The 9,614-nt window shown below is 46.9% G+C and carries 12 protein-coding genes; 4 read left to right on the top strand and 8 right to left on the bottom strand.

Annotated elements, in window-relative coordinates:
• Window positions 1-90 precede the first annotated feature (90 nt).
• The 6 genes from VIP81_RS28655 to VIP81_RS28630 all read right to left on the bottom strand — a co-directional run bounded on the left by VIP81_RS28655 (window position 91) and on the right by VIP81_RS28630 (window position 5,435).
• A complete protein-coding gene (locus tag VIP81_RS28655) occupies window positions 91-663 on the bottom strand; it encodes an isochorismatase family cysteine hydrolase (RefSeq protein ID WP_331969722.1) in 573 nt (190 codons plus the stop codon).
• Between the two features lie 40 nt (window positions 664-703).
• Window positions 704-1,138 (bottom strand): MarR family winged helix-turn-helix transcriptional regulator, encoded by a 435-nt coding sequence (locus VIP81_RS28650; protein ID WP_331969719.1) that lies wholly within the window; start codon window positions 1,136-1,138, stop codon window positions 704-706.
• A gap of 167 nt (window positions 1,139-1,305) precedes the next feature.
• A complete protein-coding gene (locus VIP81_RS28645) occupies window positions 1,306-1,518 on the bottom strand; it encodes a hypothetical protein (RefSeq protein ID WP_331969716.1) in 213 nt (70 codons plus the stop codon).
• Between the two features lie 100 nt (window positions 1,519-1,618).
• The gene (locus tag VIP81_RS28640; protein WP_331969713.1) at window positions 1,619-3,982 is read right to left on the bottom strand and encodes an ABC transporter permease; all 2,364 of its coding nucleotides are present in this window, start codon (window positions 3,980-3,982) and stop codon (window positions 1,619-1,621) included.
• Window positions 3,983-4,147: 165 nt separating this feature from the next.
• Complete coding sequence (locus VIP81_RS28635; RefSeq protein ID WP_331969710.1) at window positions 4,148-4,633, bottom strand: hypothetical protein; 486 nt, start codon at window positions 4,631-4,633, stop codon at window positions 4,148-4,150.
• A gap of 1 nt (window position 4,634) precedes the next feature.
• Entirely contained in the window at window positions 4,635-5,435 is an 801-nt protein-coding gene (locus tag VIP81_RS28630) for a methyltransferase domain-containing protein (RefSeq protein WP_331969707.1), read from the bottom strand.
• A gap of 154 nt (window positions 5,436-5,589) precedes the next feature.
• On the opposite strand from VIP81_RS28630, the gene VIP81_RS28625 reads away from it, so the two are divergent.
• Window positions 5,590-6,534: a hypothetical protein gene (locus tag VIP81_RS28625; protein WP_331969704.1), complete on the top strand. Its 945-nt coding sequence runs from the start codon at window positions 5,590-5,592 to the stop codon at window positions 6,532-6,534.
• A 132-nt stretch (window positions 6,535-6,666) separates the two neighbouring features.
• Entirely contained in the window at window positions 6,667-7,380 is a 714-nt protein-coding gene (locus VIP81_RS28620) for a hypothetical protein (RefSeq protein ID WP_331969701.1), read from the top strand.
• 42 nt (window positions 7,381-7,422) lie between these two features.
• On the opposite strand, the gene VIP81_RS28615 is transcribed toward VIP81_RS28620, so the two are convergent.
• Window positions 7,423-8,061, bottom strand: coding sequence for a MarR family winged helix-turn-helix transcriptional regulator (locus VIP81_RS28615; RefSeq protein ID WP_331969698.1), 639 nt, complete (start codon window positions 8,059-8,061; stop codon window positions 7,423-7,425).
• Window positions 8,062-8,186: 125 nt separating this feature from the next.
• Here VIP81_RS28615 and VIP81_RS28610 point away from each other — a divergent pair, with 125 nt between their 5' ends.
• Both VIP81_RS28610 and VIP81_RS28605 read left to right on the top strand, forming a co-directional pair.
• Window positions 8,187-8,651 carry a hypothetical protein gene (locus tag VIP81_RS28610; protein WP_331969695.1) on the top strand — a complete coding sequence of 155 codons (465 nt, stop codon included), beginning with the start codon at window positions 8,187-8,189 and terminating at the stop codon, window positions 8,649-8,651.
• 1 nt (window position 8,652) lies between these two features.
• The gene (locus tag VIP81_RS28605) at window positions 8,653-9,024 is read left to right on the top strand and encodes a DoxX family protein (protein ID WP_331969692.1); all 372 of its coding nucleotides are present in this window, start codon (window positions 8,653-8,655) and stop codon (window positions 9,022-9,024) included.
• A gap of 16 nt (window positions 9,025-9,040) precedes the next feature.
• Here the strand turns inward: VIP81_RS28605 and VIP81_RS28600 are convergent.
• On the bottom strand, window positions 9,041-9,614 hold a 574-nt coding region (locus tag VIP81_RS28600), incomplete at its 5' end, for a macro domain-containing protein (protein WP_331969689.1).

The following is a 9,614-nucleotide window of genomic DNA, read 5'->3' as shown; positions in this document are numbered from 1 at the left end:
CTGTTGGGGAATAACGAATGTGGCAATGCGGTGTATTAAAAGTAATTGGCCCCTGTTCAATTACTTTTAATACACCTTTGCCGGAAATGATTATGCTGTCAACGTCGACAGCCATTCTTTTGTCGTAACAATATTCGCTTGTTTCGGCAATATTTTCGTCAGCAGGATTTGATGTACTTCCTCATCTCCATCCGCACAACCATCGGACAATACTATTTGTGCAAAGTCTTTGTCTCCTGCTTCTCTCACTGTACTCAGGACTACCCCGCTGGTAGATATACCGGTAATGATCAGTTCTTCTGCCCGCATGGCCCGCAACACCATTTCCAGGTCGCTGCCCGCGAAAGCGCTGTATCTCTTTTTGGTGACGATCACGTCGGAAGGCTGTGGTGTCACGGCTTCGTGAATAGCAGCGTCGACATGTTGCGGGGTGAACATGCCACCGGATTGGGTGAGTCCTGCCATCTTATTAGCCATGCTCATTTCGGGATAACCTGCCCTGAAGCCCAGCACTACATATACCACCGGAATATCCGCTGCTCTTGCACCTGCAATCGCCGCAGAAATATTACCCAACAATGTGGCCGGATCGGACACATGCTTCATCATTTCCCGCTGGATATCCATTACCAGCAGCACCTTCTTTGAATTTATCGTTGCCATATAATTGCTTTTAATTTTCCGGAGGATGAGCCCAATTTTATTACAGATCCGCGACGGTTGTCAACAGCTCCAATGCTTCTTTGATGACCTTTTTCTCGCGGCTGTTGTACCGGTCGGAGATCACATCTGCCAGCCATTCTTCCCGCTCCTGCCGGCTCTCTTCTATCATGCCCTTCCCTTTTTTGGTTAAAGACACCAGCGTTTTCCTCCCGTCTTCCGGTGAGGCCCTGCGGGAAATATACCCAAGTCCCTCCAGGCGGTTAAGTATCTGCGACATAAACTGAGAAGAAATGCTCAGTTGTGCCCCCAGTTCAGAAGGATACACTTCCTTATGATTCATCAGGATACTGAGTACACTGCCTTCTGCCACAGAAAGCGAACTGGGATTGCTGATCTGCCGGCGTAAACGCTTCGTCATTTTCGTGATCAGACTGCGTAACGCCTGGGCAATGGCCTGGTCTTCTTTTGTGATCATCGTCTAGCTCATTAACTTTGCAAAGTTACTTTGGTAATTTGGAATAAAAAAAATATTCCCGGCGCATTTTTTCCAGGAATATTTTTATAAACAGTTCTAAAATATGGGCACATTGGTCCTGCAATTTCAGCATAGTAGCCTCAAATTGAAGGACATCTCCCTATACACTACTCTCTTTTTTTACCACCCACCAGCAATACTACCCCTACTATGGCCACCAGGCCACCGGCATAGGTAGGCCAACCAATCCACTTGTTTTCTTTCTTATTAATTTCAACGGGACCAATATCAACTACTTTCTTTTCTGTTTGAACGGAGAAACCTCTGAAAAGGATCATTGCGATACCAACAATAATCAGGATGATGCCAGGTACTTTCATAATCAGTGAATTTATGAATATAGGGCAATCCACGTGCCATCGCCAGCAGGGCCTATTTCAGTCAAATCCGTGGAATTAATGCCCCAAATGCAGGCAGCCCTTACTCCGACTTCAGGCTTTTCACCGGATTCATCACCGCAGCCCGGATACTTTGAAAACTGACGGTGAGCAGGGCAATGAAGATGGTGGCTATACCTGCCAGGCCAAAGATCCACCAGTCCAGGTTGATCTTATACGCAAAATGCTGCAGCCACTGGCTCATGGTAAACCAGGCCAGCGGAAAGGCAATGCCCATGCCGAGTACCACCGGCCGCAGGAAGCTGGATGACAGCAATACAAAGATGTTGGTGGCAGATGCGCCCAATACTTTTCTTACGCCAATTTCTTTGGTGCGTTGTCCGGCGGTGAACATCGCCAACCCAAATAACCCTAAACAGGAAATGAAGATTGCCAGGAATGCAAAGTAATTGCATAACTGACTCACCATTTGTTCACTCTTATAGAGCTTCGTATATTCCTGATCGGAGAACTGGTAGGTGAATGGGAAATTAGGGTTCATGGTTTTGCAGAGGCCTTCCAGACCGGCCAGCACGACTTTTGTTTTGCCGGTTTCCGTACGCACCAGCAAACTGCCCCATTTAGGATGTTCATCCAAACGGATCACCAGCGGTTCTATGGCATCGTGCATAGAATTGAAGTGGAAGTCTTTCAGTACGCCTATAATTTTTCCCTGCACACCTGCCAGCATAAAATATTGACCTACCGGGTTGGTATATCCAATCCTTTTTACGGCGGCTTCATTCAGGATATAACTTCCTGAATCATTTCCGAAGTCCCGGGAAAAATCACGTCCTTCCAGAATTTTCAGGTGCATTGTTTTCACGAAATCATATCCTACCACGGCATCCGTAAAAGAAGCGGCATCGTCGGAGTCTTTGCCGGTCCAATGAATGTCGCCCTTGTGATGTTCAATTACCGTAGGGGTTTCTTTCATTTTGGTAATGGCAAGTACACCGGGGATATTGGCCGCCTGTTCTTTAAAAACATCGTATTTGCTAAGCAGTGTTCCTTCCAACGGAATGTAGAGAAGATTCTGCCGGTCGTAGCCCAGGTTCTTCGTTTGTATATAGTCCATTTGCCGGTAGATCACCATCATGCCTACTATCAGCACAATAGACAATGTAAACTGAAACACCACCAGTCCTTTGCGGAAAAAAGTGGCGCTGTTGCTGAACTTTAAACTTCCTTTCAACACGCGTGTAGGATTCAGGGAAGATAAAAACAACGCAGGATAGCTGCCTGCCACAAAGCCCGTTAACACCAATAATCCGGCTAAAGTAGCCCAGAAAACAGCGCTGTCTAAAGGTACAGTGAGTTGTTTTCCGCTCAGCTGATTAAAGGCAGGTATTAGTAAGATGGCCATCAACACGGCTACTCCCGTAGCAATGGCCGCCAATAACATGGCTTCTCCAATAAACTGGATAACTAATACCCCGCGCCTTGCGCCCACTACTTTTCTCACACCTACCTCTTTCGCTCTTTTGGCAGACCAGGCAGTTGCCAGGTTCATAAAGTTAATGCAGGCAATCAACAGGATAAAGATGGCCAGCAAGGTGAAGAGCCGCACATATGCGATACGACCGCCGGCCGGTTCTCCATTTTCAAAGGTGCTATGCAGGTACTTTTCGCTGTAGCGTTGCAAGCCCAGTTCTGTATAGGAGGATTTATTTTTAGGCTGATAGTTGTAAACGAAATCTTTTATTTTGGCGGACACTTTGTCGCGGTCTGCATGGGTACGGAGCTGGATATACGTAGCCGGACTAAAACTGCCCCACGTTTTCGCCCAGGCATTAGGCTTTACAAAATCATCCCAGGTACGAAGGAAGTCGAACTGCTGCGAAGAAGTAGCCGGCACCTCAAACACCGCACTCACAGACAGGTTGGTGGTATCTTCATACCGGATATTTTGTCCTATTGCTTTCTCCGGACTCCCAAAAAACACCTCGGCCATACGCCGGGAAATGGCGATGGTGCCGGGTTTACTCAACGCTGTTTCTTTCGTTCCCTGCAATATGGGATAGCTGAACATCCGGAGGAAGTCGGCCCCTGCATAGGCGCCCGTCATCTTCACTACTTTGTCGCTGGTCTGAAAAGCAACAGGAGGAAAGTATTGTAATCCACTGGCATATTCCACTTCCGGCACATCTTTCTTCAATGCTTCCGGTAATGGGCCTTGTGTAAGATAACCACCATCTACTTTACCGTTAGATGATTGTCTTAGATACACCTGGTACAAGTCCCTACCATGTACATGAAATTTATCGATGCTTCTTTCATCCTGAATCCACAGTAACATCAACAGGCTGCAGGTCACCCCGAGTGCCAGTCCCATGATATTAATAGTAGAAAAAGCTTTGTTGCGGACGAGGTTGCGCCAGGCGATCCGGAAATAGTTTCTTATCATGATAATCAATATCTGCTACTGCAAGGTGGTAAAAAGTATGCCACCGTGGGTCAGCATGTATGTCAGCAAATTAAGCAGCTTTTTTTTATTAATATGTTCGGTTTTGGTACAGGGAGTGACCGGTAATGTAGGGGTTATTTAAAGCAATAGGCTCAGCGCTTTGCACTAACCTCTGTCCTTCAGCCATCTTACCTGTTCTGCCGTATCAGGCACTTTCAGGCCACGTGCTTTACTGATCTTATCTATCAGCTCATCGAACCGGGTACCTTTTAAAAGCAGTACACTGCCGGCAATGATAGACGCCCTGCCTATTCCCATTCTGCAATGAATACAAACAGATTGCCCGGCATCAATAGCGGCCAGCAGTGTGCAAATAAATATTTCGGTGTTTTTTCCTGTTGCCGGCACATCTCTGTCCGGGATCGGGAAGTTGATAAAGCGGATACCATGTTTGGTGCAATTAGCTTCTTCGCGGGTAAGTTCCAGCTCTTTTATCTCGGCGGGTTCCAGCAGAGATACCAGTACGTTTACCTGTTGTTTCTTCAGGCTGAGTATATCACCTTCCAGCCAATCGTTGCCGCGTGGGCGAGGCATGATGCCTATTGCAGCGCCGTTGCTGAACTTCTCCAGCCAATAAATTCTTGTTTGCATCTCACACGCTAGCCCTCACCTCTTTTAACTTCATCACCATTTCCTCTCCTTCCTCCTGTACCCATGCATTATACTCAGCAATCGCCGTTAAACGCTCCTCCTCTGTTACAAAGCCACTAGCCACCATTTGCGGACCTCTCAATTCTGCTACCTTAGACCAGATCCCTGCTTTCTCTGCGAAAGAAGGAGCTCCTTTTTTATACACTTCATCGGCAGGCAATGTTTGAATATTTTGAAAACCCAACTCCGCAAAAATGCCGGGCAAATGATCGGCCATGTCGTTGTCCATGCCGGCATCTGCGCGCCAGTCGAGGAATGCTTTATAGAAATGCTGCATACTGGCCGGTGGCGCGGGTGTCCATTCGAGTTGAGTATGATTGTAGTCCAGTATGGAAATGATGCCGCCGGGTTTGAGCAGGGATTTAAATTGCTGCAGGGCAGCTGCAGGATTGCTTAACCATTGCAACACACGGGCAGAAACGATGAGATCAAATTTCTCTTCCGGGTGGTAAGTGAATAAATCGGCTTCTATTAATGTTAGTTGGGGAAGGTCTGCATGATCTGCCTGGCCTTTGGCAATTAAATGCGGACTGCTATCTATGCCCACTACGGTTCCGGTTTCGCCTACTGCCGCCGCGATGCCCGCAGAAATGGCGCCGGTACCACAGCCTACGTCCAGTACACGCATTCCTTTTTGCAGCAGGGGAACCAGGGTAGCATAGCTGTTGGTCAAACTTCTGCTGTCTAAAATGCTGCTGTCGCCTTTTGGCATTTTGGCTCTTTCAATGCTGTTATCGTTCATGAGTATTATGATTTTCCGGGTTAGTAAGGTAAATAAAAAAGAACAGTTTTTTTAAATAGTGTCCGCGCGATTGACTGTTAACAACCATCAGTGTGAACAACAGTTCCATTTTTTTGTAAATAGTGCGGGAGATGTTATCATGATGACTCATTCAATGAAAACGATTTACTTTCCGTGGCTGTTGGCGGGCCTGTTGTTGGGTGCGCTGCAGGCGTGCAAAACGGGGCGGGTGATCAGCGGGGCAGCGGTTAACATTACCAATAACTACTGCGCTCCGGCCGCGGCTTACAGCAATGACCCGGCAAAGGCGCCGCTTAAAAATACAGATTCGTTGTTAAGTGCCAATAAGGATATGCCGGTACACGAGGTGCTGATCGCCAATGCGAGTGGCACGCTTGAACTGATTCAACAACTGAAAACAGCGATCGCCGATACAACTGTGGCAGGCTTCATGCGCAAAACAGATATCCGGACACAGATCCATCACCGGTTGCTGCTGGCCACTATGGAAATTGCCGGTGTGGCGGCCGAACTGGATTGCGAAGGCGAAAGAGCGGATCAACTGGCCCGGTACCTGGATAACTTCAACAGTAAAAGAAATACCCGTCTCACTGTCGCTTCTATTATAGTGGCCGCCATCACCACCATCGCTACGGTGGCCATTAAAGATGATGGGCCCCAGAATGCGGCGGCCATTAGTGGTGGCCTCCTGTCTGCTGGTCTGGGGGCCATGACCATTAACGCCGCCGGTCAAAAGATCAAACTATTGCATGAACGAAATGTATTAAGAGATCTCTGGTATACCCCGGATACTTCTGCCATTTATCCCCCCTTTACCTGGTATGTGCTGAATGAAAAACATTTCAGCAACAGCGGACAATCCTCGCTGGCCGCCAACATCAAACAACGCTGGGAAAAATTTGACCTGGACCTGCCAGTGGGTGCGGCCGATGAAAAACTGTTCTTCGGCGGTGGCGGCATTTATAAATCGGATGACCTCCATAAACGCGCTGCGATGGTCAACGAACTGCAATCAACCATCAGATCCATCAACCAGGACCTGCAAAGACTGTTACAATACCTGGGGAGCCTGGAGTAGTGGGAAACATATGACACCGCACTTATTTTTCCCGATCGCGTAAATCATTTTCCTCTTTGGCGTCCCTATCCCGGGAGCAGTGGATTAATTTCGCCGCTGATTATTCTTTCATACCATATAAATTAAATACGAATGAAAAAATTCCTATTTTCTGTTATTTTATGCTGTAGCATGCATACCTTATTTGCCCACGCCATCTGGATAGAAACCCTTACCACCGGCAAAATCGGACAACCACAGAAAGTCAATGTTTTTCTGGGAGAGTATGCAGATAATGAGCGGGACTCCGTACAAAACTGGTTCAGCAACATGCAGGCGTTCACGTTGTTCCTTATTACACCAGACGGGCAAAAAGAACCACTCACCGTGGTACCTGCCGGCAACCACTTTACCGCCACATTTACGCCCAAAGCAGCAGGTGCATACGTGTTGTCAATAGATCATACGGTACAGACTATTTATGGCGATAACAAAATCCATTACTACGCGTTGGGACTGGTAAAAGTGAATGGATCCCTGAAAGGAATAGAGAACATACCGGCATTCACGGATTTTTCCATCCTGGCAAATCATAGCAAAGCGCCTAAACTTCATCAGCCGGAAAAGGTGCAGTTGAGCTACAAAAAAGCAGCACCTGCAGGCGGCGACGTCACTATTCAATCACCCGAAGGATGGGCTAAAAAAATGAAAACCGACCAACAGGGCGATATCACTTTTTCTCCGGCATGGGCCGGCCGCTATATGCTGGAAGGTACCTATACCGAAGATGCCAGCGGCCAGCATGAAGGCAAAGACTTCAAAAAAGTATGGCACTGTGTTACGTTGTGCATGGATGTAGCAAAATAACTAAATATCACAGGGTATCGAACATACCGATACCCTGTGATATTATACTTCTTTCCCCAATACTATCTCCCCGTAAATTTCCTCAAAATCTTTCCCTTTGTGGGATTGCCAGATGCCGGCAAACTTCGATTCCACACCCTTCAACAACTGAAAACATAAATGCTTATCATCTTCTGTCAGGTCATGAAACATGACCTCTGCCAGTTGACTGATCCGTTTTCTGCAGGTCACTAATACCTTCTCTCCTTTAGGCGTTACTTTTAAGCGTTTAGACCGCTTATCTTCTTTATCGTCATATTCTGCCAGGTATCCCAGCTTCTTCAACCGGTTCAGCTTATCGGTACCAGTAGACAACTCCTGCAGGGCAGCATAGATCGCCTCCGTTTTCCGGGGTTCCTTCAATTGTGCTACCGTGTTGAGGAGGGAATACTCATCGATGTTATTGATACCGGTGCCTTCCAGCGCGGCTACAGTGTAAATGGTGTGCAGTTTAAAAATTCTGCCGATGGCACGCATCAGCACCCCGTCACTGCTGACAGGCAGAAAACGTCCTACAGGCGGAGCTTTCGCCGTTTCTTTCGTACTGGCCAGGTAGTGCCGGCAAAATTCTTCCAGGGTGCTTTCCGGATGATGATCATCAAAAGCTCCCCATGCTGTAATAAGCGCCACAGCTTTGTTCATGTAACAGTTGTATTATTTCCGAAGCAATAATATAAAAAATACTTCGGAAATTTTGTTTTTACTATATTTCCGTTATACATTTACATAAAGTATTTCGATATTAATATAAATAAATCGTTAAACATATGTCGACACAAACCCTTCTCTCCAGCCTGGTCGTATGCCATCTCATAGGATTTCTCCTCTTTGCCGGGTCCACTATTGCTGACTTTATCGGCATCAGGCAGTTCTGGAAACAATATGCACTGGACGCAAGCAAGGCACCGGCGGTGCTACAGGCCATGTCTTTTTTTCCGGTCGTTACGCGTGTAGGCATTGGCGTTATTATTCTTTCCGGCATAGGTATCATGTTCATGACCAACGGCGTATTCGGCGAACAACTCTGGTTCCGGATCAAGTTTGGCCTGGTACTGCTTGTCATTGCCAATGCCTTGCTGGTAGGGCTGCGGCAGCAGAAAAAAATAAAGCTGGCGTTGACAAGCGATACCGCAATTCCTGAAAATGTAAAAGCCAGTTTAAACAGGTTTTACCTCACGCAAGTCGCCTTCATTTTCATCATTATCCTCTTGAGCGTTTTTAAATTCAACTAGTATGAAAAAAGACAAAACCATCTACTGGATCGCCACGGGCATCCTCGCGGCAGTGATGTTATGGAGTGCATTTAACTTTGGTTTCAACCCGGAGATGAAAAGCGCTTTTGCACATTTTGGGTTACCCAACTGGTTTCGTATAGAGCTGACCGTAGCCAAATTTTTAGGGTCGCTGGCGTTGCTGCTTCCTTTTGTCCCTGCAAAGCTGAAAGAGTTTGCCTACTTTGGTTTTGGCATCACGCTGATATCCGCCGCAGTGGCACATCTTTCCAGTGGCGACAGTATCCTGATTGAAATAGGGCATTTAACGTTTTTTGTGTGCCTGGTGGTATCGTATTTATATTACCATAAACTGCATCCGAAATTAGGATGATGGGATCACTTCCGGATCAATGCGTCCAGATCATGCCTTGCGGGTTCAGGTTCCAATGGTACTTCTGTGCCGCGCCAAAGTTGGGGAAGTCCTGTTTTTTCCCCAGCACAATTTCTTCAAACGCATACCACATTTGTTTGGCACAAATGATAGGCTGCATTCTGCCCACACCGGTGCATAAACCCGGAATGGTTACGGTGTGAATACGCTCATCTTTATTAGCCTGAATTAAAATAGCCTTCATGGCCAGATAGGCATTAATAGACGTATCGATATTAAAATTGGTGGGAATGCGCATAGTCGGCGCCGAAATCAGGTAAGGAATATCCGCATCATTTGTTTCCAGTATCATGGCCTGCCCTACCAATAATTCTCCCTCCGGGAGATTTTTTATGCGTTGTTGCAGCTCTTTTTCGAGATGCCATCCCAGTCTTTCTGATATGGCATAATCCAGCGAGCCATCCATAAAACCAAATGAATTAGCCGGACTTACCAGGGCATCTGCCTTCAGTTTGGTGATATCTCCTTCTATTATTTTTACTTGCGGTGTTTCCGAGAATACTTCCCGCCACGCGCTGATTAACTTAGGG

The sequence above is a fragment of the Chitinophaga sp. genome, assembly GCF_036566945.1.
Classification (GTDB): domain Bacteria; phylum Bacteroidota; class Bacteroidia; order Chitinophagales; family Chitinophagaceae; genus Chitinophaga.
This window is presented reverse-complemented; position numbering and strand designations above follow the sequence as displayed.

Coding starts and splice junctions, on each gene's coding strand:
- VIP81_RS28655 (WP_331969722.1), bottom strand. CDS start 663: ATGGCAACGATAAATTCAAAGAAGGTGCTGCTGGTAATGGATATCCAG.
- VIP81_RS28650 (WP_331969719.1), bottom strand. CDS start 1,138: ATGATCACAAAAGAAGACCAGGCCATTGCCCAGGCGTTACGCAGTCTG.
- VIP81_RS28645 (WP_331969716.1), bottom strand. CDS start 1,518: ATGAAAGTACCTGGCATCATCCTGATTATTGTTGGTATCGCAATGATC.
- VIP81_RS28640 (WP_331969713.1), bottom strand. CDS start 3,982: ATGATAAGAAACTATTTCCGGATCGCCTGGCGCAACCTCGTCCGCAAC.
- VIP81_RS28635 (WP_331969710.1), bottom strand. CDS start 4,633: ATGCAAACAAGAATTTATTGGCTGGAGAAGTTCAGCAACGGCGCTGCA.
- VIP81_RS28630 (WP_331969707.1), bottom strand. CDS start 5,435: ATGAACGATAACAGCATTGAAAGAGCCAAAATGCCAAAAGGCGACAGC.
- VIP81_RS28625 (WP_331969704.1), top strand. CDS start 5,590: ATGAAAACGATTTACTTTCCGTGGCTGTTGGCGGGCCTGTTGTTGGGT.
- VIP81_RS28620 (WP_331969701.1), top strand. CDS start 6,667: ATGAAAAAATTCCTATTTTCTGTTATTTTATGCTGTAGCATGCATACC.
- VIP81_RS28615 (WP_331969698.1), bottom strand. CDS start 8,061: ATGAACAAAGCTGTGGCGCTTATTACAGCATGGGGAGCTTTTGATGAT.
- VIP81_RS28610 (WP_331969695.1), top strand. CDS start 8,187: ATGTCGACACAAACCCTTCTCTCCAGCCTGGTCGTATGCCATCTCATA.
- VIP81_RS28605 (WP_331969692.1), top strand. CDS start 8,653: ATGAAAAAAGACAAAACCATCTACTGGATCGCCACGGGCATCCTCGCG.